Genomic DNA, 24,869 nt, shown 5'->3' on the forward strand with positions numbered 1-24,869 from the left:
TCCCCACCACCAACACACTCAGGGGGACGCCATGTCGACGCCTCAGTACCCGCCGCCACCCGGACCGCCGGCCGGACCGCCGCAGCCGCCCGCCGGATGGCAGGGACCGGGATGGGCTGGGCCACCGCAGCCGCCGAAGAAGTCCAGCGCGGGGAAGATCGCGGGGTTCGGATGCCTCGGCGCAGTCGGCCTCATCGTCGTCGTCGGCGCGTTCGGCGCCCTCGCCGGGGGCGGCGACGACACCACGGGCAAGGTCACCGCGAGCAGTCCGGCCGCGAAGGACGACGGGAAGGACGACGGGAAGGGCGGCACGAAGGACGACGCCAAGGGCGCCACGAAGGCCGACGCGGACCAGCCGTCCAAGAAGGCCGCGAAGCCGGAGGTCGTGTTCACGGTGTGGGGCACCGCGCCGTCCGGGGCCCTCGGCCCGCTCGACATCACCTACGGTTCCGACAGCGACAGCCGCGAAGGGCACTGGAAGAACGGCCGGTTCACAACGAGCCTCCCCCTCGACGGCGACGCCCTGTACTACACGGTGACCGCCCAACTGCAGGGTTCCGGAGACATCAACTGCTCGGTCACCATCGACGGCCACACCGAGAAGGCCCACGCGGCCGGCGGCTACAACATCTGCCACGCGCAGGCCAACCGCGGCCTGTTCGGCGGATGGGGCTGACCTGCCCGCGAGCAGGACCGGAGTGCCCCCGTCCCCACGTCAGGTGGGCGGGGGCACCGGGACGTGCGCTCAGAGCTCGTACGGCACGAGTTCCGCGCGCTTGGGCGGCAGGCCGTCGCCGGAGGAGCGCCCGGAGAGGCGGCGGCCGATCCACGGGACGAGGTGCTGGCGGGTGAAGCGCAGGTCTGCGGCGCGGCGGGCGGGCCAGGACAGCGGGACGGAGTCGGGCAGGGCCGCGGTCCAGTCGAACTGAGGGGTGTGGCCGAGGGTCTGCCAGACCGCCTCGGTGACCCGGCGGTGCCCCTCGCCGTCCAGGTGCAGCCGGTCCTCAGCCCACAGGCGCGGATCGCCCAGCACATCGGCGCCGTAGAGGTCCACCACGAGCGCGCCGTGCCGGGCGGCCAGGTCGTCGACGAAGCCGAAGAGCTGCTCCATGCGCGGCAGGAAGCGCACCGCCACCGGGCCCCGGCGGGCCGGGCTGCGCATCAGCACCAGCTGCCGGCAGGTCGGCGCCAGCCGTTCCACGGCCTCCTCCAGCAGCGCGCACACCCTCGCCACGTCGCACTTGGGCCGCAGTACGTCGTTGAGGCCGCCCACCAGGGTGACCAGGTCGGGCTCCATGGAGGCCGCGGTCTCCACCTGCTCGTCCACGATCTGCTGGATGAGCTTCCCGCGCACCGCCAGGTTGGCGTACCGGAAGCCCGGCGCGTGGGTGGCGAGCCGCCCGGCGAGGAGGTCGGCCCAGCCCCGGTAGGAGCCGTCGGGGAGCGCGTCGGACATGCCTTCGGTGAAGGAGTCGCCGAGCGCGACGAAGCTGGTGTGGGTGGCGTTCATCTGCATGGCGGGCGAGATCCTACCGGCCCCGCGGAGCGCTGTTTCAGGCGGCCGGTGCGCGGCCCACGAGCTCCTTCAGCACGTCCTCCATGGTGACCAGACCGAGGCCGCGGCCCTGGTCGTCGACGACCGCCGCGAGGTGCGCGCCGCTGGCCCGCATCGCCGCCAGGACGTCGTCCAGCGGGGTGGCCGCGCCGACCCGGGTGATCCGGCGCAGCGCGCCGCGCGGGAAGGGCTGGTCGTGGCGGCTGGGTCCGAGCGCGAGGGCGTCCTTCACATGGAGGTAGCCGAGGATGCGGCAGGCGTCGTCGGTGACGGGGAAGCGTGAGAAGCCGGACCGTGCGGCCAGGCGCTCCAGGCCCGCCGGGGTGGTGCCGAAGCGCGCCGACACCACGTGCTCCCACGGGACGACGACCGCGCGGACCGGGCGCCGGCCCAGCTCCAGCGCGTCTTGCAGGCGGATGGCGGCACGCTCGTCCAGCAACCCGGCCTGGCCCGCGTCGGTGACCATCCGGGCCAGCTCGTCGTCCGAGAAGACCGCCGCGACCTCGTCCTTCGGTTCGACCCGCAGTAGCTTCAGCAGACCGTTCGCGAAGGCGTTCACCGTGAAGATCACCGGGCGCAGCGCACGCGCCAGGGTCACCAGCGGGGGACCCAGGACCAGCGCCGTCCGCTCCGGCGCGGCGAGCGCGATGTTCTTCGGGACCATCTCGCCGAACAGCATGTGCGCGTACGTCGCCAGGGTCAGCGCGATCGCGAACGACAGCGCGTGGATCGCGCCCTGCGGTACGTGCAGCAGGTGGAAGAGCGGCGCGAGCAGGTGCTCGATGGCCGGTTCCGCCACGATGCCCAGCACCAGGGTGCACAGCGTGATGCCCAGCTGGGCGGCGGCCATCAGCGGCGACAGGTGCTGTAGCCCCCACAGGACGTGGCGCGCGCCGCGCTCCCCGGCCTCCGCGCGGGGCTCGATCTGGCTGCGCCGGACGGAGATCATCGCGAACTCGGCGCCGACGAAGAAGGCGTTCACGACCAGGGTCAGGAAGCCGACGAACAACTGCAGGAAGATCATCGCGCGTCCGCCGTCCCGTCGTCCGAGCCGTGCGCCGGCGCGAGCCCGTTCTGCGTGCGGGGGGCCGGGGAGATCAGCCGTACGTGTGCCGCGCGGTGGTGGGAGTCGTCGGTGACCTCGACCATCCAGCCGTTGACCTCGACGGTGTCGCCGGTGGCCGGGATCCGCCCGAGCCGTTCGGCGACCAGGCCGGCCAGCGTCTCGTAGGGGCCGTCCGTGACCCGCAGGCCGATGGGCGCGAGCTGGTCGGTCCGCACCGCCCCGTCGGCGTCGTAGACGCGGCGGCCGGTGCGGTCCTGGTGGCTGAAGGCCAGGTCGGGGGTCTCCAGCGGGTCGTGCTCGTCACGCACCTCGCCGACGACCTCCTCCACGATGTCCTCCAGCGTGACGACGCCCGCGGTGCCGCCGTACTCGTCGATGACCACGGCCATGCTCATCGAGCCGGACAGCCGGTCCAGCAGGCGGTCCACGGTGAGCGACTCCGGGACCGGCACCGGCTCCCGCAGCAGCGGCGTGATCGGGTGGCCCTCCCGGCGTTCGTACGGCACGGCCAGGACGTCCTTGATGTGGACGATGCCGATGACGTTGTCCAGGCCGCCCCGGTGGACGGGGAAGCGGGACAGCCCCGTGGCGCGGGTGATGTCGGCGACGTCCCGGCAGGTGGCGCCCTCCTCCAGGGCGACGACCTGGACGCGGGGGGTCATCACGTTCTCGGCGGTCAGCCGGGGCAGGCTCAGCGTCCGCACGAACAGCTCGGCGGTGTCGGCCTCCAGCGCGCCCGCCCGGGCGGAGTGCCGGGCCAGGGCCACCAGCTCCTCGGGGCTGCGCGCCGAGGCGAGTTCCTCGGTGGGTTCCATGCCCAGCCGGTGCAGCACCCGGTTGGCGGTGTTGTTCAGATGACGGATCAACGGCCCGAAGGCGGTGGTGAAGACGGTCTGCGGCGGGGCGACGGCCTTGGCGACCGGCAGCGGACGCGAGATCGCCCAGTTCTTGGGGACGAGTTCCCCCACCACCATCAGCACCACGGTCGAGATGCCGGTGCCCAGCACCAGGCCCAGCGACGCCGCCCCGCCGGCCGACATCCCCAGCGCGCGCAGCGGCCCCGCCAGCAGTTCGGCGATCGAGGCCTGCGCCAGCATGCCGATGACCAGTCCGGTGACGGTGATGCCGAGCTGCGCGCCGGACAGCTGGACCGTCAGGCTGCGCACTGCCCGCAGCGCCGCGGAGGCACCGCGCTCACCCGCCTTCTCGGCCCGTTCCAGGTCGGCGCGCTCGACCGTGGTCAGCGAGAACTCGGCGGCGACGAAGACGGCGCAGGCCAGGGTGAGCAGCAGGGCGACGGCCAGGAGCAGCACTTCGGTCATCGGGACACCTCGGTCCCATGATCGGTCAGGCGCCGGTGGACCGCGCGCCGTCGTCGCGTGCCCGAGCTCGGGCGCGCGTGCGAACGTGGCCGTGGGCGACGGGACCGGAGGCGTGACGGACTCGCAGGGTCGTCCATAAGCCCATCGTAGGAAGCCCGCGCACAACGGACAGCCGGGAGCGCCGCCGGTCCCGGCCGGGAGGCGGGGAGCCCCGCGAGGCGCCCTCCCGGGGCGTGGGCTACCGGGTGCTCCGGAACGGTTTGGTCCAGCGGCGCCAGTCGTGCTGGGGCGCATAGCCCGCCGCGTGCCACGCGTGGTGGGCGCGCTCGTTGCGCTCCAGCACCATGGCGTCGCCGCGGCGCCCGCCCAGCGCGGTGAAGCGCTCCTCCGCCGCCGCCAGAAGGGCCCGCGCGACGCCCTGCCGCCGCCGTCCGGGGTGCACCGCCAGCCGGTACAGATGGCAGCGCCAGCCGTCGAAGCCCGCGATGACCGTGCCGACCAGCACGCCGCCGGCCTCGGCGAGCAGCAGGGCCCCGGGGTCGCGTGCGATCAGCCGCGCCACGCCGTCGGGGTCGTCGCTGATGCTGGTGCCCTCGGCGGCCGTGCCCCAGAAGTCCAGCACCCGTTCGGCGTCGGCCGGTACCGCGCTGCGTATCCCCAGATCGTCCATGCGGGTCAGCCAACCAGCCCGGCGGGCCGCGGGGCCAGCGGATCAGTGTCCTCCGGGTCCTTCCGCCGGTTCCCCGCGGCGCAGCTCCGCGATCACCGGGGCGAAGGCCTCCATGGCGCCTTCCAGCACGGTGACGTAGCCGAAGCCGAAGCGCTCCCGGCCCCGCCGCAGCTGCTCCGCGATCTCCGCGACCGTGCCGACCAGGAGCGTGGGCAGGTCGAGCAGTTCCTCCTCGTCCAGGTGCGGCGCGTGCGGGGCGAGCTCCCGGGTCGCCGCCCGGCGGTCCCCGGTGACGACGACCCGCTGGACGAGGACGTTGAACTCCGGGTCGGTGCCGTACGCCGCGGCGTACCCGCGCGCGGCCGCGACCCGCTCCTCCAGGGTCGCGGCGGGCAGCAGCCGCATCGACCCGTCGTCCGCTCCCGGGTCGGCCTCCGCGCCGGTGAAGGCGACGACGGCGGCGTGCCGTGCCGCCAGCCGCAGCATGCGCGGGCCGTTGCCGCCCAGGAGCAGCGGCGGCAGCGGCACGCCGGTCCCGCTGCCCGCGCCGGCGGAGCCGGCCCCGTCCGGTCCCGGGAGCAGCCCGGCCAGCGTCCCGAGGGTGCGTTCCAGGTGGTCGACCCGGTCGCGGGCGGTGCCGTAGAGCAGGCCCGCCCGTTCGAACTCCTCGCGGACGTAGCCCGCGCCGAGCCCCAGTTCCAGGCGGCCGCCGGTGAGCCGGACGGTGGTGGCGACCTCGCGGGCCAGCAGCACCGGGTTCCAGAACGCCGCGTTGAGCACGAAGGTCCCCAGCCGCGGGCGCGGCGTGGCGTGCGCCGCCGCGACCAGTGACGGGAAGGGCGCGGGCCACCCCAGGTGGTCCGGCACCTGGAGCACGTCGTAGCCGAGTGCCTCCGCCCGGCGGCACTTGCGCGCCCACGCGTCGCCCTGCGCGGGCTCGAGCAGATTCACACCGAACCGGAACCGTCGTGCCATGACCGCTCCCTCGTCGCGACCCGCCCGCCGGTCATCGGCCTTCCCCGTCCGCGGGCGGCTCACTCGTGGGCGATCGCGGCCAGGACGTTCATCCGCGAGGCGCGCAGGGCCGGCAGCAGCGCCGCGACCAGGCCCACCACCACGGAACCGGCCATGACCGCCCCAACCGTCGTCCACGGGACGGCGAACGCCCGCATGCCCTCCAGCGCCAGCACCTCGTGCGTCACCACGCCCCAGACCATCCCCAGGGCGAGCCCCAGCACGGCGCCGAAGAGCGCGATCACCACGGACTCCAGCCGGATCATCCGGCGCAGTTGCAGCCGCGACAGGCCGATCGCCCGCAGCAGCCCGATCTCGCGGGTGCGCTCGATCACCGACAGGGCGAGGGTGTTGACGACACCCAGCACGGCGATGATGATCGCCAGCCCGAGCAGGGCGTACACCAGGTTCAGCAGCACGGAGATCTGGGTGCGCACCAGTTCCTTGTAGTCGGCCTGGTCGCGGACCTCCACCTGCGGATAGCGGTCGAGGGCCCGCTCCAGGTTCGCCCGCAGCGTCGGCTTGTCGGTGCCGGGTGCGGCGTTCACGTACAGCGCGGCGTCCTGGCCGCGGGGCAGGAACCGCTCGGCGGTGGCCAGGCCCATGGTGAGGGTCGCGTCGTCGCCCAGCAGGGTGCTCTGGCTGGTGGTCAGCGCGCGCAGCGTGAACGTCGCCGAACTGCCGTCGACGAAGCGCACGGGGATCCGGCTGCCCACCCGCAGACCGTGGTGGGCGGCGTACGTCGCGGACAGCGACAGGCTGTCGCGGGCCAGGGCGCCCGCCGTGTCGCCCGCGGCGTAGTCGAGGTTGAGGGCCCGGTCCGCCCCCAGGCCGATGGCCGTCCCCGTCAGCTCCACCGCGCGCCGGTCGGGCAGCGTCATCAGGACGGAGACGTACCGCACCGGCACCACCTCCCCGGCGCCGCGCACCGCGCGCACCCGGTCGGTGATCTCCGGGGCGAACGGCGCGAAGTGGGTGCCCTGCACGACGTAGTCCGCGCCCAGGGCGCGGTCGATCTCCTGGTCGAAGGAGCCCGCCATCGACGTGCCCGCGACGGACAGGCCGGTGACCAGGGCCAGCCCGATCATCAGCGCGCCGGCCGTGGCCCCCGTACGGCGCGGGTTGCGCAGGGCGTTGCGCTGGCTCATCCGCCCCACCGGCCCGAACACCCGGGGGAACGCCCCGCCCAGCACCCGGATCACCGGACGCACCAGCAACGGGCCCACGACCACCGCCGCGACCAGCGACAGCCCGATGCCGACCCCCAGGAACGTCGCGGCGTCCCCGGTGCTCCCGGCCGCCGCGGCCCCGCTCAGCGCCCCCGCCGCGACCAGCGTCGCGACGGCGCCGCCCACCGCCCGCCACCGCAGGCCGCGTTCGGTCCCGCCGGCCTCGGCGTCGGACAGCGCGGCCATGGGGGAGACCCGCGACGCCCGTCGCGCCGGGAGGTAGGCCGCGACCAGCGTCACCAGCAGGCCCACGGTGAACGCCGCCACCGGAACGCGCCAGCGGACGACCATCTCGGCGGCGTCGATGTTCATCCCGAAGAGTCCGAGCAGCCCGATCAGCCCCGCGGCCGTGCCGATCCCGCACACCAGACCCAGGGCGGAGCCCACCACCCCCAGCAGCACGGCCTCGACGAGCACCGACCGCCGCACCTGCCCGCGGTCCGCGCCGAGCGCGCGCAGCAGACCGAGCTCACGGGTGCGCTGGGCGATCAGCATCGAGTAGGTGTTGACGATGAGGAAGACCCCGACCAGCACCGCGACCCCGGCGAAGCCCAGCATCACGTACTTGATCACGTCCAGGAAGCCCGCCAGGCTCTCCACCGCCGACTTCGCCTGCTCGGCCTGGGTCGTGTACGTGTAGCCGGGACCGAGCGCGGCGGCGATCCGCCGCTTCAGGGCGTCGTCGGAGACCCCGGGAGCGGCGTCGGCCTGCACCGACGTCGCGACACCGGTCCTGCCCAGCAGCCGGGACTGCGCGGTGGGGGTGTCGACGAACAGCAGGGCGGCGCCCGGATTGGTCGTGGTGAAGGTGGCGATCCCGGAGAGCCGGACCCAGAAGGCGCCCGGCTGCGCCAGCACCCGCAGCCGGTCGCCGATCCTCAGGTCGCGTTTGGCGGCGGTGTCGGCGTCGATCAGTGCCTCTCCGGCGCCGTGCGGCGCGTGACCGCTGGTCAGCCGGACGGAGCTGCGCGGACTGCCCGACCAGTCGGTGGCCACCGTGAGGGCTCCGGTGGTGGGCTCCACCGGTTGGTCCCGCGCGTCGACGACGGTGGTGTTGTGCACGGTGACGTCGATGCGGGCGTCGGCGACACCGGGGACCGCCCGCACCCTCTCCAGCAGCGAAGCCGGGAGGGTGCGCACCTCACCGGAGGCGAACCGCCGGTCCTCGCTGAAGGCCTCGGGGGGACCGACCGTCACGTCGGCGGACGTCGACGCGAACAGCCGGTCGAAGGTGCGGTTGACGGTGTCGGAGAAGATCATGCTGCCGGTGACGAACGCCACCGACAGCAGGACGGCGAGCGCGCTGAGCAGCAGCCGGCCGCGGTGGGCCAGGAAGCTGCGCAGCGTCGCCCGGAGCATCGCCGGTGCCTAGCCCTGCTTCCGCAGCGCGTCGAACCGCTTGAGCCGTTCCAGGACGCCGTCCGCGGTCGGCTCGTGCATCTCGTCGACGATCCGTCCGTCGGCCAGGTAGAGCACCAGGTCCGACCAGGCCGCGGCGGTGGGGTCGTGGGTGACCATCACCACGGTCTGGCCGAGCGCGTCCACGGCCTCCCGCAGGAAGCCCAGCACCTCGGCGCCCGCCTGCGAGTCGAGGTTGCCGGTCGGCTCGTCGGCGAAGATCAGCTGCGGCCGGGAGGCGAGGGCGCGGGCGCACGCCACGCGCTGCTGCTGCCCGCCGGACAACTGCGCCGGACGGTGCCCCAGCCGGTCGCGCAGGCCCAGGGTGTCGATCACCCGGTCCACCCACTCCCGGTCGGGCCGGCGGCCGGCGATGTCCATCGGCAGCGTGATGTTCTCGGCGGCCGTGAGCGTCGGCAGCAGGTTGAACGCCTGGAAGACGAATCCGACCTGGTCACGGCGGAGCCGGGTGAGTTCGCGTTCCGCCAGACGGGTGATCTCGGTCCCGCCGATCCAGACCCGCCCCGAGGTGACCGAGTCCAGCCCCGCCAGGCAGTGCATGAGCGTGGACTTCCCCGACCCGGAGGGGCCCATCACGGCCGTGAAGCGGCCGCGGGCGATCTCCACGTCCACCGCGTCCAGGGCGACCACCCGGGTCTCGCCCGTTCCGTACGACTTCGTCAGTGCCGTCGCCCGTGCGGCGGCCCCCGCTCCCGCCTCGATGCCCTCTGATTCAGCTGCGGTCCATGTCGACACGCTTGCCCCCCAACGTGAGGAAGTGCGCACTTGTCCGTATGCGACCCGAGCGTAGGTCGTCGGATGCGGCGCCGCATCGTCCCCGAGGGTGAGCGCATCCCGCAGCCCGAGCGCCCCGCTCATGGCGTGCCGCTGCTCCCGGCGGTCGCGGACGTGACGCGGAGAACCGTGTCGAGGTAGTCGGCGATGGCGTCCCTGTTGCGGGTCAGGAACTCGATGCGTTCGGACAGTCCGGCCTGTTCACGTCGCAGGGTGGCGACCATTTCCGGTGTCACGTAGGGGGTGTAGATGGTCTGCGGCTTGTCCAGGCAGGGCAGGATCTCCTTGATGATGCGTGTCGGCAGTCCGGCTTCGAGCAGCCCCTCGATCTGCCGCACGCTGTCCACATGCACCTCGCCGTACTCGCGGTAACCGTTGACGGCGCGACTGGGTGTGATCAGCCCTTGCTCCTCGTAGTAGCGCAGTAGCCGACGGGAGACGCCGGTCCGCTCCGCGAGCTCTCCGATTCTCATGTGCCTCAGCCTCCGACTTGACCCTCACACTAATGTGAATGTTTGAGACTTGCACGGGATGGGCCGAGAACAGACGAAATCCGCACTCTGTCGTCAATCGGGAGAAGTGTCCGATGTTCGGCTCGGTCCTGCGCCCTGCCACGACCATCACGACGACATCGAGGGCTCGACATGAAACTCGGACTTCGTCTTCCCCAGCGGCTGGAAGTCGACCTGCGACACGACGTGGTCGAAGCAGCCAGAACGGCCGAAGCGGCCGGTTACGCCAGTGTGTGGGCGTGGGAACGGCTGCTCTTCCCGGAGACGCCCGTCGAACCCTACGCATACGCCTCCCCGAACGCGCCGTGGCCGGAGATCGCGCGGCAGGTCGCCGAGCCACTGGCGGTCCTCACGGCGGCGGCGGTGGTGACCGAACGGGTACGCCTCGGGACCGCCGTCCTGATCGCCCCCCTCCATGCCCCCGTCCAACTGGCGAAGGCGCTGGCCACCATCGACCAGATCAGCGGCGGCCGCATGATCGCGGGTATGGGCGCCGGCTGGTCCACCGACGAACTCCGGGCCACCGGTGCCACCCGGGCGGACCGGGGCAGATTCCTCGATGAGACGCTGGACGTCTTCGACGCCGTGTGGGGCCCGGACCCCGTGACCTTCCGGAGTCCCCGCGTCATCATCGACAACGCCTCGGTCCTGCCCAAGCCCGCGTCGAAGATCCCCGTGATGCTGGGTGGCGGTGTCGGCAACGTGGGCGGCGGCACGAGTTCCAAGGCCGTGGAGCGCATCGCCCGGCGCGCGGACGGCTGGCTGCCGTTCTTCACCGCGACCGGGCCCGCCGGAGCCGCGGAACTGCGCGCGAGTTGGGACCGCATCCGGGAAATCGCGTCCGGGTACGGCCGGGACACGAGCCGGATGGAGTTGGTGGCGGTGGGCAACGTGACCTTCACCGACCGTCCGGCAGGAGCTGACCGGAAGGCGTTCGTCGGCACCCTCGACCAGATCGTGGACGACATCCATACGGTCGAGGAGGCGGGTGCGGACGAGCTCATCGTGGATCTGAACCTGCAGGACTGGTTCACCAGCACCCCGCAGATGCTCGAGACGGCGGTGGAGATCCGCGAGCGGATCGCGGCTGCCTGACCCAGGGTGCCGTCGATCGGCACGGTGGAAACGCTGAAAGGCGCTCAGGTCTTGTCCTGGCATCGGCATCCGTGCGACCTCGGAGTTCGTCCCGCCGAAACCGGCCGGCCGTCCCCGTACGTCTGTAGGTGCACCCGCGCCGGGCACGCTGACCGGGACGGGGGCGAGGACACGTTTCGAGGGGGGACCGAACTGATGGTGTACGCACGCAGCCGGACCGGGGCCGGCGACCACCGGCGCACGCGGGCCTGGGCGGCGGTGCCCGTGGCGGCGCTGCTGGTCCTGGCGCTCCAGGGGTGCCAGGGGGACGCGGCGGACGACGGCGCCGACGGGGCCGGTGGCAAGCCGTCCGCGACCGCGCCGAGCGCCCCGGCCGCCGAGGGGTCGTCCGCGGCCTCCCCGCAGCCGCCCTCCGCCTCGCCGACGGGCGCGTCGGCCGGCGACCCGTGCGCCCTGGTGACGCAGGACGAGGCCGACGGGATCGTGGGCATCGCCCTCCAGCCCGGCCGGGACCTGGAGGGGACCTGCACCTACGTCGCGCCGGCGTCCGGCCCGACGGGCCAGGTCGAGGTCTTCGCGGGGGAGGCGGGGAAGAACTACTACGACGCCGAGCGCGGGATCGGCCACGAGCTGAAGCCGCTCGACGGCATCGGTGACGAGGCCTGGCTGGAGGACGGATCGGTCTTCCTGCGGGTGTCCGGGCAGTGGGTCGCGATCCGGGTGGTCCGCAACGAGGACCCGTCCCGGCTGGACAAGCCGCTCGAGGACCTGGCGCGCACGGTGGCCGGCCGCCTCTGAGCCCGCGCCCCCGGCACGCCGCCGCCACGGCGCGCGCCCCGCGTGCGCCTGGCGCGCCCCGTCCGCTCCGGAGCCCGGCCCGGCTCCGGGGCGCACGGGCCCGCCGGCGGATGCGCCCCCGGGGGCCGCTTGTCACTGCTAGTGCCTCGGCGCTAGCTTGACGGTATGGCCAAGACGCAGTTGAACGTGCGGGTGGACGAGGCCACCGCCGCGGCCGCCCGGGAGCGGGCCGCGCAGCGGGGTGTCAGCGTCAACCGGTACATCGAGGAACTCGTCCGCAAGGACGCGGGGGAGCGGGGCCGCAGCTTCGTCGAGGCCGCCGCCGACTTCATGGAGCGCTACGAGTCCGTCTTCGCCGAGGAGTTCGGCCCGGAGCGCGAAGGCCGCCGTTGACCCTGCGGATCGACCTCGCCTGGCTGCTCATGGTCGCCGAGCACAACACCCCCGGCGACCCCCAGGTGACCGACTGGGGCGCCCTGGTGGCCGCCGTCAGCCGCCACGAGGCCGAGATATTCGGCGTCCCCGTCTACACCGACCCCCACGAGCGGGCCGCCTGCCTGCTGCAACTGCTCGTCCACGTGCCGGCCCTGGAGCGGTCCAACGCGCTCTTCGCCTCCGCGGTCGCCTACGCCTACCTGGTCGCCGGCGGCCTGAAGGTCGCCACCACGCCCGAGCGGGTCCGCGACCTGGCCCGGCTGGTCAAGGGCGGCACCGCCGGGCTGCAGGAGATCGCCGGGGAACTCCGCTCCTGGTGCGTCTGAGCGGCTACCGCCACTGGCGTCCCACCGGGACCTCGTCCAGGTGCGGTGCCGACAGGTGCAGCACCTCGTAGCGGTCCGGGTCGGTGACGGAGGCGGGCGGCGTCCGCTCCCAGAGCGTGAAGAGGACGGTCTCCCAGTGGCGGGGGTCCACGGCCAGCACGGCCGTGTGGACTCCGGCCGTGGCCGCGCGTTCCTCCCACGTCTCCAGGGCCCGGGCGACCGGCTCACGCGGGTCGGCACCGGCGGGGATGCGCTGCCGGAGGCGGCTCGCCGCACGGGGCGCGGCCCCGGAGGCGGACCCTGGACGGTGGGCGACCCCCGTCCAGTGACTGACGTCCGGGCGCCCGAAGTCCTCGACGATCCCGCTGAAGCCGCCCCCGCCCCACAGGAAGCGGTTCATGCCGCCGGTGTCGTCCCAGAGGTAGAAGGGCGCGTACTCGTTCACGGGGGAGCCCTCCACCCCGCGCTCACGGATCAGGTACGCCTTGAAGCCCAGGCCCTCGTAGGCGTCGGTGAGCCGGCCGCGACCGGCGACGCGGTCGCGGATGACCTTCATGTCGTAGTCGGCGGGCAGCGTGATCCCGTACTGCATCGCGTACATGTGTCCCCCCAGGGTGTGGTGCCGGGTGTGGGCGCGGCGCTCAGGCGTGCTGCGCCAGCAGGGTCAGCGCGCCGCTGACGGCCTGGTCGAAGGGGGCGGCCGTGCCGGCCGCCCGGGCGAGGACGTAGCCGCCCTGGAGGACGGCCACGAGCGCCGCCGCGATGTCGCCCGTGTCGAGGCCCGGGGCGATCTCGCCGCGCGCCTGGCCCTCGGCGAGCACGTCCGCCAGCCGCCCGCGCAGCCACTCGAAGGTCTCGTCGAGCGGCGCCCGCAACTGCGGGCTCGCGACGACCTCCGGGTCCTGGGTGAGCCGGCCGATCGGGCAGCCCCGCAGCACGTCGCGTTCGCGGCCCAGGTAGCGCGAGACCCGCTCGACCGCCGTGCCCGGGTGGGCGAGTTCGCGCTCGGCGGTCTCCCGCATCTGCTCGGCGGTCCGGCGCACGGCGGCGAGCGCCAGCTCCGGCTTGCCGGAGAAGTGGTGGTACATGCTGCCCTGGCCGACCCCCGAGCGCTGCTGGATGGCCTTCGGGCTGGTGCCGACGTAGCCGCGTTCCCAGAGCAGTTCGCGGGTGCTCTCGATCAGGCGCTCCGACGTCGTCTCCATGGCAGCAGTGTACATACCAGTAGGTACAGAGACGCCGGCGGCTCAGCCGGGGCGGCGCGCGGTGGCCAGGACGTGCGGTGCGCTCGGCAGGGGCAGGGTGAGGCCCTTCGCCCCCTCCGGGACGCGGAAGCGGCGCACCTCCAGCACCTCGAACCCGGCCGCCTCGACCGCGGCGAGCGTGTCCCGTCCGGTCCGGCAGCCGCCGAACAGCAGCGGCCACAGCGTGCGGTCCGCGGCCCACTGCAGCGCGGCGTGCCCGCGGCCCTCGGCCCGGCAGTGCTCCAGCAGCCGCAGTTCCCCGCCCGGGCGCAGCACCCGGTGGAGCTCGGCGAGGGCGCGCTTCTGGTCGCGTACGGAGCACAGCACCAGCGAGGCGACCGCCGCGTCGAAGGCGTCGCTCTTGACCGGCAGCGCCTCGGCGACCCCCGGCACGACGTCCACCGGCACCTCCGCACGCCGCGCCGCGTCGGCGGCCAGCCGGCGCAGATGCCGTTCCGGCTCGATCGCCACGACCTCGGCGACGCCGCGCGGATAGTGACGGAAGTTCAGCCCCGAGCCCGCGCCGATCTCGACGACCCGGCCGGTGAGCCCCGCGAGGACGGTCTCCCGGTACGCGCCGAAGCCGGCGCGGGCGTCCATGACCGGGCCGCAGCGGGCGTAGAAGCGGGCGAACAGCGGGTGGTGGACGGATTCACGCGGCACGCCGGGATGGCTCCTCATCGCCGGACCTCCTTCGCCTCGGGTCCCCTTCCCTCCGATTCTGCCGCCCCGCAGCCCGTCCCAAGCCTTCCCGTACCGGGGTGAATTCGGACGTGTCGCCCGCCGTCCGCCTCCGGTGCGTCCCACGCGGGGTGGACCGACCCTGCGGACGACCGGGCGCGGGCGCCCCCGCCGCCGGTCACCTCGGGGAGCCCGGTGAGTCCGCGACGTGCCGCCCCCGGCGAGGTCCGCCCGCCCGCGGGACCCGGACAGCGTTGCGCCGGGGGAGCGAGGGGGCGGCCGGAGGCGAACGTCAGGCCGGGTGGGCGGGGCGCCCGGTAGCGGGGCGCCGGTGACCGCTACGAGGTTGCGAGGGGCCGGCGTTGCCGCCCGCTCCGATGCCGTGGGGCTTTCGCCGCGGGGTCGCCGTCCTCCGCCCCGGACGCCGATGCATTGTGGGAGGCAGATGGAGGCCGGAAGTGAAGGTCAGGCCAGGGGCTGAGGTGGAGGTGGCGGGCCGAGGGTGGGCGCCGTCCGGGCGGCGCCGGCGCGCCCGTGCCGTGTGGCTTTCGCCGCGGGGTCGCCCGCGCCCCGCCCCGGACGCCGCTGCAGTGAGGGGGCCCGGGGCGGGGGGAGGACGGAGGGTCAGGCCAGGACCGGGGGTGCCCAGTGGGTGGTGAAGGCGGTGGCGTCCCACATGCCGCCGATGCGGGGGGAGAGCCAGCCGGGCGCCGCCTGGCGGAAGGTGGCGGGGTCGAGGGCGGCCGCGCCCGCGGGCAGCGCGCCCAGGAGCGGGGCGCCGGTCACCTCGGGGAGGTCGGCGAGGTTGCAGCGGGTGGCCAGGTCGGCGTCCTCCGGCCAGCTGCCGATGACGAAGCCCACGCACTTCAGTTCGCGCGCCTTCAGCGCCTCCGCCGTCAGCGCGGCGCCGTTGAGGGTGCCGAGTCCCGCCGGGGCGACCACGAGCACCGGGGCCGCCAGCATCCGGGCCGCGTCCGCCAGCGTCGACCCCGCGTCGTCGAGACGGACGAGCAGTCCGCCCGCGCCCTCGACGAGGACGATGTCGTGCACCGCCGCCAGCTTCGCCGCGGCCTCCGCTACGTCGGCCGGGCCCACCGGGGCGATCCCGGAGCGCCGGGCGGCCGTGGCGGGCGCCAGCGGCTCGGGGTAGCGGGCCAGTTCGACGCTGGTGACCTCGGGACCGGCGAGCCGGGTGACCTCGGCGGCGTCGCCCGGCTCGCCGGGGCCCACCCCGGTCTGCGCGGGCTTGAGGTAGGCGACGCTGTACCCGGCGGAGAGCGTGGCCGCCGCGAGGGCCGCCGTGGTCACCGTCTTGCCGATCTCCGTGCCCGTACCGGTCACGAACAACACCGTCATGCCGCCTCCGCCGCCGCGCGCACCGCCGCGCAGATGCGCGCGACGTCCTCGTCCCCCGTGACGTACGGGGGCATCGTGTAGATCAAGTCCCGGAACGGCCGCAACCATACCCCGCTGCGGACGGCGGCCCGCGTCGCGGCGGCGACGTCGACCTGGTGGTCGAGCTGGACGACGCCGATCGCGCCCAGCACCCGTACGTCGCGCACCCCCGGGAGGTCCGCGGCCGGCGCGAGGCCCTCGCGGAGCCCGGCCTCGATCCGCTTGACCTCCTGCGCCCAGTCCTGGCCGAGCAGCAGGTCGAGGGAGGCGCAGGCGACGGCGGCGGCCAGCGGGTTGCCCATGAAGGTCGGCCCGTGGGCGAGCACCGGCACCTCGCCCCGGGAGATCCCGTCGGCGACCCGCGAGGTGCACAAGGTGGCGGCCATCGTGAGGTAGCCGCCGGTCAGGGCCTTGCCGACGCACATCACGTCCGGGGCGACCCCGGCGTGTCCGGCGGCGAACAGCGTCCCCGTGCGCCCGAAGCCGGTGGCGATCTCGTCGAACACCAGCAGCACGTCGTGCTCGTCGCACGCCTCGCGCAGCACCCGGAGGTAGGCGGGGGAGTGGAAGGTCATGCCGCCCGCGCCCTGCACGACGGGCTCCACGACGACGGCGGCGAGCTCGTGCGCGTGCCGGGCGACCGTCTCCCGCAGGTGGTCGGCGTACGCCTCCTCGTACGCGGCCGGCGGCGCGTCCGCGAAGACCTGCCGCGGCAGGACGCCGGACCACAGGCCGTGCATGCCGCCCTCGGGGTCGCAGACGGACATCGGCTGCCAGGTGTCGCCGTGGTAGCCGCCGCGCCAGGTCATCAGCCGCTGCTTCTCCGGCCGTCCGAGCGAACGCCAGTACTGCAGGCACATCTTGACCGCGACCTCCACCGACACCGAGCCGGAGTCGGCGAGGAAGACGTGGCGCAGCGGCTCGGGGGTGATCTCGACCAGGCGGGCGGCGAGCCGCACGGCCGGTTCGTGGGTGAGGCCGCCGAACATCACGTGGCTCATCCGGTCGAGCTGGCCGCGGGCCGCCTCGTTGAGCACCGGGTGGTTGTAGCCGTGGATGGCCGACCACCAGGACGACATGCCGTCCACGAGGTCGGTCACGCCCTCGACGGGCTCGGCGAGCCGCAGCCGGACCCCGGCCGCGGACTCGACGACGAGCGGTTCCTGACGGCCCGGCATGGGCCCGTACGGATGCCAGACGTGCTCCCGGTCAAGTGCCAGCAGCTCGCCGGGGGTGAGCGGCTCAGGCATTGGGGGGCAGGTCCGTCCCGGTGCCGCGGCGGCGCACGGCCACCAGGTCGGTGCGGACGGCACCGGCGGCCGCCGGCTGCGCGGCGTCGCGGTGGACGTCACCGGGGACGTCGCCCTGGGCGTGGCCGCCGCAGGGACCGCAGCCACCCTCGCCCTCGCCGTGCGAGCCGCAGCCCGCGGAGGCCTGTCCGCCGCAGCTTCCGGCCGCGGCCGCCGCCACGTCCGCCCGGTGCGCGGGCAGGGTCACCTCGCCGGCGCCCTCCACCTCGAAGCCGGCGTCCGCGATCATGTCGAGGTCGGCCTGGCCGGCCTGGCCCTCACTGGTGAGGTAGTCGCCCAGGAAGATGGAGTTCGCCAGGTGCAGCGCGAGCGGCTGCATGGTCCGCAGGTGCACCTCGCGGCCGCCCGCGATGCGCACCTCCACATCGGGACAGACGAACCGCACCATCGAAAGAATTCGCAGGCAACGCTGCGGGGTGAGGTTCCACTCCTTCGCCAGCGGGGTGCCCTCGAAGGGGATGAGGAAGTTCACCGGGACGGAGTCGGGGTCCAGCTCGCGGAGCGAGAACACCACGTCGACCAGGTCCTCGTCGCTCTCGCCCATGCCCGCGATCAGCCCGGAGCAGGCCGACAGACCCGCCGCCTGGGCCTGTTGCACCGTTTCGACCCGGTCCGCGTAGGTGTGGGTGGTGGTGATGTCCCCGTACGTGGCCTCGGAGGTGTTGAGGTTGTGGTTGTACGCGTCGGCGCCCGCGCCGCGCAGCCGTTCGGCCTGCCCGTCGGAGAGGAGGCCCAGGCAGGCGCACACCTCGACGGCCTCGTTCTGCTCCTTGATGGCCTCGATGGTCCGGGAGACCCGGTCCACGTCACGGTCGGTCGGGCCGCGTCCGCTCGCCACCAGGCAGACCCGCTTGGCGCCGCCGGCGACCCCCGCCGCCGCGGCGGCCGCCGCCTCGTCGGGCTTCAGCCAGGTGTACTTGAGGATCCCGGCCTCCGAGCCGAGCCGCTGCGAGCAGTACGAACAGTCCTCGGGGCACAGCCCCGACTTCAGGTTGACCAGGTAGTTCAGCTTGACCCGGCGGCCGAACCACGCGCGGCGCACCTTCCCGGCCGCGGCCACCACGTCGAGGAGTTCGTCGTCGGAGGTCGCCAGCACGGCGAGCGCCTCCTCGCGGGTGGGCAGCTCGCGGCGCAGGCCCTTCTCCACCAAAGCATTCAGCAGATCCATGCCGCGATCCTGACGTACCGCGCGGGCCCGGGCCAATGGGGCACCCCACAAGACAGCTCGCTCAGGGTGTGTGCATCACCACACCGTGCGAGCCGGTCCGGCACACTACGGTGGCGCCGAACCCTCCGCCGACCCCAGGGGACGACCATGACCCGCGACCCGTTCGACTGGATCGACGCGCACGCCGAACGGCGCCGCGCCGCCGGACTGGTGCGCACCCTGCGGCCCCGCCCCGCGCGCTCGCCCCTGCTCGACCTCGCCTCCAACGACTACCTGGGGCTCGCCCACCACCCCGAGGTGACGCGGGCGGGCGCCGACGCCTGCCTGCGCTGGGGCGCCGGTTCGACGGGTTCGCGGCTGGTCACCGGCAGCACCGAGCTGCACGCCGAACTGGAGGCCGAACTCGCCGCCTTCTGCGGTTTCGAGGCCGCGCTGGTCCTCGCCTCCGGCTACGCCGCCAACCTCGCCGCCGTCACCGCGCTCACCACCGAGCCGGGCACCCTGATCGTCTCCGACAGCGGCAACCACGCCTCGCTGATCGACGGCTGCCGGCTGTCCCGGGCCACCACCGAGGTCGTGCCGCACGCCGATCCCGACGCCCTCCGCAAGGCGCTCGTCGGCCACGAGGGGCCCGCCGTGGCCGTCACCGACTCGGTCTTCTCGGTGGACGGCGACGCCGCCCCGCTCGGCGCGCTGGCCGCCGCCTGCCGTGAGCACGGGGCCGCGCTGCTGGTCGACGACGCCCACGGGCTCGGGGTGCTCGGCCCCGGGGGCCGGGGGGCGGCCGCGGAGGTGGGTCTGGCGGGTGCGCCCGGACTGGTCTGCACCGCCACGCTCTCCAAGTCCCTGGGCAGTCAGGGCGGCGTGGTGCTCGGCCCGGCCCGGGTCATCGAGCACCTGGTCAACGCCGCGCGGACGTTCATCTTCGACACCGGCCTCGCCCCGGCGGCCACGGGCGCGGCGCTGGGCGCGCTGCGCCTGCTGAGGCGGGAGCCGGAGCGTGCCGTACGGGCCCGGGCGGTCGCCCGCGAGCTGTACGAGCGGCTGGTGGAGGCGGGGCTGGACGCCACCGAGCCGGACGCGTGCGTCGTGTCGGTGCGGGCGCCGTCGCCCGAGGCGGCGGTCGAGTGGGCCGCGGCGTGCCGCGGGGCGGGCCTCGCGGTGGGCTGCTTCCGGCCACCGTCCGTGCCCGACGGGATCTCGCGGCTGCGGCTGACCGCGCGGGCGGACCTGACGGACCGGGAGATCGGCGACGCCGTGGGGACGATCGTCCGTACGGCGCCGCCGCGCCCCTGAGCTCAGGGGTGTTCGGTCAGGTTCCCCGCCGCCACGGCGGCGAGGAACTCCGCCCAGGTCGCCGGGGGGAAGAGCAGGGCGGGGCCGCGCACATCCTTGGAGTCGCGTACGGCGAGCTGTCCCGAGAGCGGCCCGTCCCCGATGAGGGCCGTCTCGACGCAGTTGTTCGCCGCCGTGCTGTAGCTGCTGCGTCGCCAGTTCATGCCGAAGAGGGACGCACTTGAGGTGACGTACTGAGGCAGAGCGTCGGACATGGGGGGTGTGCCTCCTTACGCGCCTTTGCCGATGCCGGAGATGAAGGACAGCGACTGCTCACTCGACAGGGCATGGGAGCGCAACCGATTGAAGGCAGCACCGTACGCCCTGACGTCCTCGTGCTGATCCAGATAGAGACTACTCGTCAAATGGTCGAGAACAACCACGTCCAGATCAGCAATGCGCGGAAATGAGAAGATTACGAAAGGCCCTGTGACGCCTATATGCCCACCGGCGGAGAAAGGCAGCACCTGCAGATGCACATGAGGCAGTGAACCCAGCTCCACAAGATGGCTCAATTGCGCCGCCATCACTCCGGGACCCCCGACCCTGCGACGCAGCACCGCCTCGTCCAGCACCGCCCACAGTTCCAGCGGGGGGTCCGCGCGCAGCACCGCCTGGCGCGCCATCCGCACCTGCACCAGGGTCGCGATCTGCCGCGGCCCGAGCTGCGGGAGGACGGAGCGGGTCAGTTCGCGGGCGTAGTCCGGGGTCTGCAGCAGCCCCGGCACCACCGTCGTCTCCAGCGTCCGCGCCCGGCAGGCGTCGGTCTCCAGCGAGATGAAGTCCCGGTAGGCGGAGGGGAGTTCCTCGCGGAACTCGTGCCACCAGCCGCGCCGGTCGCCCTCGCCGGCCAGGGCGGCGAGCATCTCCCGCAGCCGCTGGTCGCGCACCCCGTACACGTCCAGCAGCGCCGTGACGTCCTCGGGGCGCACTCCGCTGCGGCCGGTCTCGATCCGGCTCACCTTGGACTGGTGCCATCCCAGGCGCTGGGCGGCCTCACCGCTCGTGAGCCCCGCCGTGTCGCGCAGACGGCGCAATTCCGAGCCGATCTTTCGGCGGCGTACCGCCGGCACCTGCTGCATGGTGTGTGCACCTCCCGGTTCCCGGCACCCTCGCCGGTCCCCGAGCGAAGTCTGCCGCGCAAATACGTTCTCTCGTAGCAGAGTTCACCGCTTTGGGCGACAGATATATGCATATAGCTGTGGTGACACCCGATTAAGGGGACGATGAGTGACACTCTGGCGCGTGAGTGCCGTACGGGGACGTGCCGCGCGGAAGGCGGGGCACGGCGCGTTCGGCTGCCGCGCGCGCGGCCACGGGCGCGGCAGGCGCCGGCGTCCTGGTCACGGCGGGAAAGGGACAGCGTCGCCATGGCAGACCACCAGGAAGCATCCGTCACCCTGCCGAGCGACCCTGCCTCGGTCCGCGCGGTACGTCGCTACGTGAGCGACCTGCTGGTGGAGTGGGGCATGCCCGAGGACTCGGACCCGGCCGACTCCGTCCGGCTCATCGTGTCCGAACTCGCGACCAACGCGGTGCTGCACACCCTCGGTCAGTCGCCGACCTTCACCCTGGACGTCCAGCTGGACCGGGACGAGCAACTGCGCATCGGCGTCACCGACAGTCACCCCCGATGGCCCCAGCGGCTGCCCGCCGCCGTGCAGCAGGACAACGGGCGCGGCATGGTGATCATCCGTCACCTCACGGCGGAGGCCGGTGGCACCCTCCTCGTCACCCCCACCGCCGAGGGCGGCAAGACGGTGTGGATCAGCCTGCCCTGGGCCACCGCCGCCGTCGAGTGACCCCCGCGGGGCCATCAGTCCTCCCGGGTGACCAGCAGCGCCTCGGCGCCCATCGGTACGAAGCCCGCCGCCGTGAACGCCCGCACGCTCGCCGCGTTGCCCGGGGCGATCTGCGCCCACACCGTCGCGCCCGCGGGGACGAGATGACGGGCCGCCAGCGCCAGCCGGCGGCCGAGGCCCGCACCGCGTGCCCCGGGGTCGACCTCCACGGCCGCCTCCCACCGGCCCGCGACGCCGCAGCCCGTCAGGACCGTTCCCCCGGGCACCGTCCAGGCCCGTACCCCGTCACGGTGCCGCAGGGCCCGGGCGATCCGTGGACGGCCCCGGTCGGCAGTCTCCCGCAGGGGCAGGTCCAGGGCGGCCGGCGGCGGTCCCGGCAGGGCCGGCGCGGCGGTCAGCAGGTCGATGTTGTCGACCGTGCGGTCCAGCAGCCCGCACAGCGCGGTGAGGAAGGGCGGGTTGAGCGGCGCCGACAGGTCGCCGGGCGGCAGCAGTGCGCGGACCACCTCCGGATCGGCGTCGGCGAAGACCACGCTGTGGGCGGTGAAGGCGATCACGCCCGCGTCGCGGGGCGACGGCTGCGGCACCACCGTCACCGAGCCGTCGGCGGGCGGGAAGACGCCCCCGGCGGCGTCGGCGAGGATCCGTATCAGGGACACGCAGGCACGCTACCGGCACGTGTGCGGGGCCGGCCGGGCGCGGTGCCGGTCGTGCGCGGCGCCGGTCGCGTCGCCCGGGAGCCCCGGCTCCCGGGCGACGCGACCGGGGTCACTTCACCCGGCCGTACCAGACGCTGCGGCTCCAGATCTTCTCCAGCCGCACCCGCCCGCCGGGCCTGGGAGAGTGCCAGATCTTCCCGTGCCCGGCGTACATCCCCACGTGGTACACGTTGCTCCCGTAGTGGAAGAAGACCAGGTCACCGCGGGTCCGCCCGGACTTCCGGATGTGCCGGACGCTGTTGTACTGCGCCCCCGCGGTGCGGGGCAGCTTCTTGCCCGCCTTCTTGAACGAGTAGAAGGTGAGCCCGGAGCAGTCGAACCTGCCGGGACCGGCCGCGCCGTACTGGTAGAGGGCGCCCTTCTTGGACGCCGCGATCTTCAGCGCCTTGGCGGAGACGGTCGCCGCCTCGGCCTGCTGGGCGAGTTCGGGCAGTACCGCGGGACCGGCCACGGCGGCCGCCGTGAGGGCGGAGACCGCCCCCAGCCGGCACAGGACCCCGGACATGGCTGTCGGCGCACTCATGCGCAACCCTTCGTCGTCCGCCTGCGAAGGATGACCTGTCGGGTTCGGGCAGGCGAAGATGCCCGGCCGCGGCTGCGGCTTCACCCCAAGGGTCCGGCGACCGGCGCCGGACCCGTCTTGCTCGGGTCCTCCGCTCCTGCCGATGCGTCGTCGTCGACCTGGCATCCGCGCGGCGGCAGGATTCGGCGTCCGCGCGGACCGCCCCGCCGGGATGACGGGGGCTTGTCGTCGAAGGGATGATCACCCACCGAAGCGGTCGATTCCCAGCGCAACCGGTCGAATGTGAGTCTGTTCACGACTCACCTATTCGGGTGGACTCCAGGATGCAAGCCATGAACTGACGACTCGAAAGCAGTCGAACACCTGGGATGGAGCGTCAGATTCCGGTTGTGTGCGGCCACATCGCGCAACTCGGGGTCATCCGGCCGTCCACGGCAGATACAACGATCGGGCGAGTCCATTCGGTTCGAGTTCGCGCCGCCCGAACGGACCAGTGTGTCGTGACGCTCCGTCAGCGAGGTCGCGGTGACGGCAAGGTGACCTGTCCCGCGCGCCGTTCACCGTCGAGCACCCGCAGCGCCCTTTCCAGGGTCGCCGTGTGCACCTCGTTCTCCCCGCGCGCATGCATCAGCGTCAGCGCGTCACGCAGCTCCGCCGCCCGTCCCACCAGGGCCTGCGCGGCGCGCAGCGCCCCGTAGGTGTCCCGGGAACGGGACGGGTTGATCCGGCCCAGCAGGTCCACGACGCCAAGGTAGGCGTCGACGAGCTCGCCCTCGGCCCGGGTCAGGGCCGGGAGCGGGGGCAGTTCGGGCACCACGGCCGGTCACCGCACGGCGCGCGGGGCGCGGCCGGCGCCGTCCTTGCGGCTCAGCGTCAGCCGGTCCACCAGGCCGTAGGCGAGGGCCGACGGAGCGTCAAAGATGGTGTCCCGTTCGATGTCGGCCCGGATGCGCTCGGAGTCCTGGCCGGTGTGGCGTACCAGCAGCTCTTCCAACTGATCACGGCGCCGGAGCAGTTCCCTGGCCTGGATCTCCAGGTCGGCCGTGGTGCCCTGGATCACCTCCGCGAACGAGGGCTGGTGGATCAGCACCCGCGAGCCGGGGGTCGCCAGCCGCTTGCCGGGCGCTCCGGCGGCGAGCAGGACGGCCGCCGCCGAGGCCGCCTGGCCGACGCACACCGTCGACACGTCGCAGCTGACGAACTGCATGGTGTCGTAGATCGCGGTCATCGCGGTGAAGGACCCGCCGGGGGAATTGATGTAGAGCGAGATGTCCTGCTCCGGTGCGGCGGACTCCAGGTGGATCAGCTGCGCCATCACGTCGTTCGCCGAGGTGTCGTCGATGGGCGTCCCGAGCAGGACGATCCGCTCCTGGAGCAGCTTGGAGTACGGGTCCATGGAACGCACGCCCTCGCTGGTGCGCTCGGTGAACTCGGGCAGGACGTAGCGGGCGGTCGGTCGAAGCATCGCTGCACCTCCGTGGGCACCTGGGCAGGGGTGCCCGTCGCTGTAAAAAATGTACAGGACGTACATCTCGTTATGATGGGGAGCATGGCCCACGAAGTACCGGTGACACAAGCGCGTGCGGAGCTGGCGGAACTGATCAACCGCGTCGTCTACGGCGGTGAGCGGGTGGTCGTGACCCGTCACGGCAAGCCGCTGGTCGCCCTGGTTTCCGCCGCTGACCTGCAACGACTCCAGGAACTGGACGCCGCCCCCGAGGAGGCGGTGGTCAGTACGGTCTCCTCGGTGCGGGGAGCGGTGTCCGCCACGGGCGAACGGCGGCGCTTCGGTATCGCAGCCGAGCACCGCGGCACGACGAACGCCGGCCACGACGGCACCTGAGCGTCCCCTCGCCCCGTCGAAGCGGGCGCCGTCGCGGGCGCGGAACCCCCGGCGCCGGTCCTGCCGAGGCACCGAGGCCACCGGGGGTGCCGAACCCGTGTCGTACGCAGGGGAGCTGGGACGCCGTGGCATCCTGCCGGAGGACGCCGCCCCGGCGAGGGCGTCCGCGCCCTGACCGGCACCGTCCGTCCGGAGGGCGGCGGTTAACGCGGACGAAACGCCGCCGGACTAACCTGCGCCCTCCGGACAACGGCAGAGCGGATCCGCGGGCCGGGGACGCCCGGCGGGCCCGTTCACCCGGGACGACTGCGAGGTGTGGCCATGCGACTGACCCCCCACGAACAGGAACGCCTGCTCGTCCACGTCGCCGCCGACGTGGCGGAGAGACGGCGGGCCAGGGGGCTGAGGCTGAACCACCCCGAGGCCGTCGCGCTGATCACCTCGCACCTCCTCGAGGGCGCCCGGGACGGCCGGACCGTCGCCGAGCTGATGGCCTCCGGACGCAAGGTGCTCACCCGGGGCGACGTCATGGAGGGCGTGCCGGAGATGATCCACGACGTCCAGGTGGAGGCCACCTTCCCGGACGGCACCAAGCTCGTCACCGTCCACGAGCCGATCGTCTAGGGGCCGCCGC

At 73.5% G+C, this 24,869-nt stretch carries 29 protein-coding genes and 1 riboswitch; of the genes, 9 read left to right on the forward strand and 20 right to left on the reverse strand.

Translation table 11 applies throughout. The annotated features are described in order from the left end of the window. The first annotated feature begins 31 nt into the window (after positions 1-31). Positions 32-676 (forward strand): hypothetical protein, encoded by a 645-nt coding sequence (locus tag ABZ479_RS28095; protein WP_500464160.1) that lies wholly within the window; start codon positions 32-34, stop codon positions 674-676. A gap of 69 nt (positions 677-745) precedes the next feature. On the opposite strand, the gene ABZ479_RS28100 is transcribed toward ABZ479_RS28095, so the two are convergent. The 8 genes from ABZ479_RS28100 to ABZ479_RS28135 all read right to left on the reverse strand — a co-directional run bounded on the left by ABZ479_RS28100 (position 746) and on the right by ABZ479_RS28135 (position 9,522). Then, a complete protein-coding gene (locus tag ABZ479_RS28100) occupies positions 746-1,516 on the reverse strand; it encodes an SGNH/GDSL hydrolase family protein (protein ID WP_500464161.1) in 771 nt (256 codons plus the stop codon). A gap of 37 nt (positions 1,517-1,553) precedes the next feature. After that, on the reverse strand, positions 1,554-2,579 hold the full coding sequence (locus tag ABZ479_RS28105) for a hemolysin family protein (RefSeq protein ID WP_499600721.1): 1,026 nt from the start codon (positions 2,577-2,579) through the stop codon (positions 1,554-1,556). Continuing rightward, entirely contained in the window at positions 2,576-3,943 is a 1,368-nt protein-coding gene (locus tag ABZ479_RS28110; protein WP_500464162.1) for a hemolysin family protein, read from the reverse strand. Before ABZ479_RS28110 ends, ABZ479_RS28105 begins: the two co-directional genes overlap by 4 nt. Positions 3,944-4,181: 238 nt before the next feature. Further along, complete coding sequence (locus ABZ479_RS28115; protein WP_500464163.1) at positions 4,182-4,613, reverse strand: GNAT family N-acetyltransferase; 432 nt, start codon at positions 4,611-4,613, stop codon at positions 4,182-4,184. Positions 4,614-4,655: 42 nt separating this feature from the next. Beyond that, on the reverse strand, positions 4,656-5,588 hold the full coding sequence (locus ABZ479_RS28120) for a TIGR03621 family F420-dependent LLM class oxidoreductase (RefSeq protein ID WP_500464164.1): 933 nt from the start codon (positions 5,586-5,588) through the stop codon (positions 4,656-4,658). Between the two features lie 59 nt (positions 5,589-5,647). After that, positions 5,648-8,215, reverse strand: a complete 2,568-nt coding sequence (locus ABZ479_RS28125) for an ABC transporter permease (RefSeq protein WP_500464165.1) — start codon at positions 8,213-8,215, stop codon at positions 5,648-5,650. A 9-nt stretch (positions 8,216-8,224) separates the two neighbouring features. Beyond that, positions 8,225-9,010 carry an ABC transporter ATP-binding protein gene (locus ABZ479_RS28130; RefSeq protein ID WP_500464166.1) on the reverse strand — a complete coding sequence of 262 codons (786 nt, stop codon included), beginning with the start codon at positions 9,008-9,010 and terminating at the stop codon, positions 8,225-8,227. Between the two features lie 119 nt (positions 9,011-9,129). After that, on the reverse strand, positions 9,130-9,522 hold the full coding sequence (locus ABZ479_RS28135; RefSeq protein WP_500464167.1) for a MerR family transcriptional regulator: 393 nt from the start codon (positions 9,520-9,522) through the stop codon (positions 9,130-9,132). 171 nt (positions 9,523-9,693) lie between these two features. Between ABZ479_RS28135 and ABZ479_RS28140 the strand changes: the two genes are divergently transcribed. The 4 genes from ABZ479_RS28140 to ABZ479_RS28155 all read left to right on the forward strand — a co-directional run bounded on the left by ABZ479_RS28140 (position 9,694) and on the right by ABZ479_RS28155 (position 12,215). Next, positions 9,694-10,656: a TIGR03619 family F420-dependent LLM class oxidoreductase gene (locus ABZ479_RS28140; protein WP_500464168.1), complete on the forward strand. Its 963-nt coding sequence runs from the start codon at positions 9,694-9,696 to the stop codon at positions 10,654-10,656. 195 nt (positions 10,657-10,851) lie between these two features. Continuing rightward, on the forward strand, positions 10,852-11,454 hold the full coding sequence (locus tag ABZ479_RS28145) for a hypothetical protein (RefSeq protein ID WP_500464169.1): 603 nt from the start codon (positions 10,852-10,854) through the stop codon (positions 11,452-11,454). Positions 11,455-11,619: 165 nt separating this feature from the next. Continuing rightward, on the forward strand, positions 11,620-11,847 hold the full coding sequence (locus ABZ479_RS28150) for a toxin-antitoxin system HicB family antitoxin (protein ID WP_500464170.1): 228 nt from the start codon (positions 11,620-11,622) through the stop codon (positions 11,845-11,847). Next, the gene (locus tag ABZ479_RS28155; RefSeq protein WP_499600712.1) at positions 11,844-12,215 is read left to right on the forward strand and encodes a fic family toxin-antitoxin system, toxin component; all 372 of its coding nucleotides are present in this window, start codon (positions 11,844-11,846) and stop codon (positions 12,213-12,215) included. The genes ABZ479_RS28150 and ABZ479_RS28155 overlap by 4 nt, the downstream gene beginning before the upstream one ends. Before the next feature lie 4 nt (positions 12,216-12,219). Here the strand turns inward: ABZ479_RS28155 and ABZ479_RS28160 are convergent, their stop codons facing one another. The 6 genes from ABZ479_RS28160 to bioB form a co-directional block, all read right to left on the reverse strand. Next, positions 12,220-12,816, reverse strand: a complete 597-nt coding sequence (locus ABZ479_RS28160; protein WP_500464171.1) for a DUF4865 family protein — start codon at positions 12,814-12,816, stop codon at positions 12,220-12,222. 40 nt (positions 12,817-12,856) lie between these two features. Beyond that, positions 12,857-13,420, reverse strand: coding sequence for a TetR/AcrR family transcriptional regulator (locus ABZ479_RS28165; RefSeq protein WP_500464172.1), 564 nt, complete (start codon positions 13,418-13,420; stop codon positions 12,857-12,859). Between the two features lie 42 nt (positions 13,421-13,462). After that, positions 13,463-14,140, reverse strand: coding sequence for a class I SAM-dependent methyltransferase (locus ABZ479_RS28170; protein WP_500464173.1), 678 nt, complete (start codon positions 14,138-14,140; stop codon positions 13,463-13,465). Between the two features lie 624 nt (positions 14,141-14,764). Beyond that, positions 14,765-15,496: a dethiobiotin synthase gene (bioD, locus tag ABZ479_RS28175; protein WP_499600708.1), complete on the reverse strand. Its 732-nt coding sequence runs from the start codon at positions 15,494-15,496 to the stop codon at positions 14,765-14,767. After that, positions 15,493-16,785, reverse strand: coding sequence for an adenosylmethionine--8-amino-7-oxononanoate transaminase (locus tag ABZ479_RS28180; protein ID WP_500464174.1), 1,293 nt, complete (start codon positions 16,783-16,785; stop codon positions 15,493-15,495). The genes bioD and ABZ479_RS28180 overlap by 4 nt, the downstream gene beginning before the upstream one ends. Next, a complete protein-coding gene (gene bioB, locus ABZ479_RS28185) occupies positions 16,778-18,013 on the reverse strand; it encodes a biotin synthase BioB (RefSeq protein WP_500464175.1) in 1,236 nt (411 codons plus the stop codon). The genes ABZ479_RS28180 and bioB overlap by 8 nt, the downstream gene beginning before the upstream one ends. Positions 18,014-18,160: 147 nt before the next feature. Between bioB and ABZ479_RS28190 the strand changes: the two genes are divergently transcribed. Further along, entirely contained in the window at positions 18,161-19,309 is a 1,149-nt protein-coding gene (locus ABZ479_RS28190; RefSeq protein WP_500464176.1) for an 8-amino-7-oxononanoate synthase, read from the forward strand. A gap of 2 nt (positions 19,310-19,311) precedes the next feature. Here ABZ479_RS28190 and ABZ479_RS28195 read toward each other — a convergent pair whose 3' ends face one another. Then, positions 19,312-19,563: a DUF397 domain-containing protein gene (locus ABZ479_RS28195; RefSeq protein ID WP_500464177.1), complete on the reverse strand. Its 252-nt coding sequence runs from the start codon at positions 19,561-19,563 to the stop codon at positions 19,312-19,314. Positions 19,564-19,578: 15 nt separating this feature from the next. Then, positions 19,579-20,430, reverse strand: a complete 852-nt coding sequence (locus tag ABZ479_RS28200) for a helix-turn-helix domain-containing protein (protein ID WP_500464178.1) — start codon at positions 20,428-20,430, stop codon at positions 19,579-19,581. A gap of 288 nt (positions 20,431-20,718) precedes the next feature. Between ABZ479_RS28200 and ABZ479_RS28205 the strand changes: the two genes are divergently transcribed. Beyond that, on the forward strand, positions 20,719-21,150 hold the full coding sequence (locus ABZ479_RS28205; protein WP_499600701.1) for an ATP-binding protein: 432 nt from the start codon (positions 20,719-20,721) through the stop codon (positions 21,148-21,150). Positions 21,151-21,164: 14 nt separating this feature from the next. Here ABZ479_RS28205 and ABZ479_RS28210 read toward each other — a convergent pair whose 3' ends face one another. From ABZ479_RS28210 to ABZ479_RS28225, 4 genes are all read right to left on the reverse strand, one after another. Further along, the gene (locus tag ABZ479_RS28210) at positions 21,165-21,809 is read right to left on the reverse strand and encodes a GNAT family N-acetyltransferase (RefSeq protein ID WP_500464179.1); all 645 of its coding nucleotides are present in this window, start codon (positions 21,807-21,809) and stop codon (positions 21,165-21,167) included. Between the two features lie 109 nt (positions 21,810-21,918). Beyond that, positions 21,919-22,392: a C40 family peptidase gene (locus tag ABZ479_RS28215; protein WP_499600699.1), complete on the reverse strand. Its 474-nt coding sequence runs from the start codon at positions 22,390-22,392 to the stop codon at positions 21,919-21,921. Positions 22,393-22,395: 3 nt separating this feature from the next. After that, positions 22,396-22,552, reverse strand: a riboswitch (cyclic di-AMP (ydaO/yuaA leader). 351 nt (positions 22,553-22,903) lie between these two features. Further along, a complete protein-coding gene (locus ABZ479_RS28220) occupies positions 22,904-23,209 on the reverse strand; it encodes a hypothetical protein (protein WP_500464180.1) in 306 nt (101 codons plus the stop codon). Between the two features lie 6 nt (positions 23,210-23,215). Further along, positions 23,216-23,857, reverse strand: coding sequence for an ATP-dependent Clp protease proteolytic subunit (locus ABZ479_RS28225; RefSeq protein WP_499600697.1), 642 nt, complete (start codon positions 23,855-23,857; stop codon positions 23,216-23,218). 84 nt (positions 23,858-23,941) lie between these two features. Here ABZ479_RS28225 and ABZ479_RS28230 point away from each other — a divergent pair, with 84 nt between their 5' ends. Then, positions 23,942-24,235, forward strand: a complete 294-nt coding sequence (locus ABZ479_RS28230; protein WP_500464181.1) for a type II toxin-antitoxin system Phd/YefM family antitoxin — start codon at positions 23,942-23,944, stop codon at positions 24,233-24,235. A gap of 321 nt (positions 24,236-24,556) precedes the next feature. Further along, on the forward strand, positions 24,557-24,859 hold the full coding sequence (locus ABZ479_RS28235; RefSeq protein WP_500464182.1) for an urease subunit gamma: 303 nt from the start codon (positions 24,557-24,559) through the stop codon (positions 24,857-24,859). Positions 24,860-24,869: the final 10 nt, after the last annotated feature.

This window comes from Streptomyces sp. NPDC005722 (assembly GCF_040630935.1).
Taxonomy (GTDB): Bacteria; Actinomycetota; Actinomycetes; order Streptomycetales; family Streptomycetaceae; genus Actinacidiphila.

Bases quoted from the DNA above. Each gene is read 5' to 3' on its own strand.
- ABZ479_RS28095 (WP_500464160.1), top strand. From the start codon at position 32: ATGTCGACGCCTCAGTACCCGCCGCCACCCGGACCGCCGGCCGGACCG.
- ABZ479_RS28100 (WP_500464161.1), bottom strand. From the start codon at position 1,516: ATGCAGATGAACGCCACCCACACCAGCTTCGTCGCGCTCGGCGACTCC.
- ABZ479_RS28105 (WP_499600721.1), bottom strand. From the start codon at position 2,579: ATGATCTTCCTGCAGTTGTTCGTCGGCTTCCTGACCCTGGTCGTGAAC.
- ABZ479_RS28110 (WP_500464162.1), bottom strand. From the start codon at position 3,943: ATGACCGAAGTGCTGCTCCTGGCCGTCGCCCTGCTGCTCACCCTGGCC.
- ABZ479_RS28115 (WP_500464163.1), bottom strand. From the start codon at position 4,613: ATGGACGATCTGGGGATACGCAGCGCGGTACCGGCCGACGCCGAACGG.
- ABZ479_RS28120 (WP_500464164.1), bottom strand. From the start codon at position 5,588: ATGGCACGACGGTTCCGGTTCGGTGTGAATCTGCTCGAGCCCGCGCAG.
- ABZ479_RS28125 (WP_500464165.1), bottom strand. From the start codon at position 8,215: ATGCTCCGGGCGACGCTGCGCAGCTTCCTGGCCCACCGCGGCCGGCTG.
- ABZ479_RS28135 (WP_500464167.1), bottom strand. From the start codon at position 9,522: ATGAGAATCGGAGAGCTCGCGGAGCGGACCGGCGTCTCCCGTCGGCTA.
- ABZ479_RS28140 (WP_500464168.1), top strand. From the start codon at position 9,694: ATGAAACTCGGACTTCGTCTTCCCCAGCGGCTGGAAGTCGACCTGCGA.
- ABZ479_RS28145 (WP_500464169.1), top strand. From the start codon at position 10,852: ATGGTGTACGCACGCAGCCGGACCGGGGCCGGCGACCACCGGCGCACG.
- ABZ479_RS28150 (WP_500464170.1), top strand. From the start codon at position 11,620: ATGGCCAAGACGCAGTTGAACGTGCGGGTGGACGAGGCCACCGCCGCG.
- ABZ479_RS28160 (WP_500464171.1), bottom strand. From the start codon at position 12,816: ATGTACGCGATGCAGTACGGGATCACGCTGCCCGCCGACTACGACATG.
- ABZ479_RS28165 (WP_500464172.1), bottom strand. From the start codon at position 13,420: ATGGAGACGACGTCGGAGCGCCTGATCGAGAGCACCCGCGAACTGCTC.
- ABZ479_RS28170 (WP_500464173.1), bottom strand. From the start codon at position 14,140: ATGAGGAGCCATCCCGGCGTGCCGCGTGAATCCGTCCACCACCCGCTG.
- bioD (WP_499600708.1), bottom strand. From the start codon at position 15,496: ATGACGGTGTTGTTCGTGACCGGTACGGGCACGGAGATCGGCAAGACG.
- ABZ479_RS28180 (WP_500464174.1), bottom strand. From the start codon at position 16,785: ATGCCTGAGCCGCTCACCCCCGGCGAGCTGCTGGCACTTGACCGGGAG.
- bioB (WP_500464175.1), bottom strand. From the start codon at position 18,013: ATGGATCTGCTGAATGCTTTGGTGGAGAAGGGCCTGCGCCGCGAGCTG.
- ABZ479_RS28190 (WP_500464176.1), top strand. From the start codon at position 18,161: ATGACCCGCGACCCGTTCGACTGGATCGACGCGCACGCCGAACGGCGC.
- ABZ479_RS28195 (WP_500464177.1), bottom strand. From the start codon at position 19,563: ATGTCCGACGCTCTGCCTCAGTACGTCACCTCAAGTGCGTCCCTCTTC.
- ABZ479_RS28200 (WP_500464178.1), bottom strand. From the start codon at position 20,430: ATGCAGCAGGTGCCGGCGGTACGCCGCCGAAAGATCGGCTCGGAATTG.
- ABZ479_RS28205 (WP_499600701.1), top strand. From the start codon at position 20,719: ATGGCAGACCACCAGGAAGCATCCGTCACCCTGCCGAGCGACCCTGCC.
- ABZ479_RS28215 (WP_499600699.1), bottom strand. From the start codon at position 22,392: ATGAGTGCGCCGACAGCCATGTCCGGGGTCCTGTGCCGGCTGGGGGCG.
- ABZ479_RS28225 (WP_499600697.1), bottom strand. From the start codon at position 23,857: ATGCTTCGACCGACCGCCCGCTACGTCCTGCCCGAGTTCACCGAGCGC.
- ABZ479_RS28230 (WP_500464181.1), top strand. From the start codon at position 23,942: ATGGCCCACGAAGTACCGGTGACACAAGCGCGTGCGGAGCTGGCGGAA.
- ABZ479_RS28235 (WP_500464182.1), top strand. From the start codon at position 24,557: ATGCGACTGACCCCCCACGAACAGGAACGCCTGCTCGTCCACGTCGCC.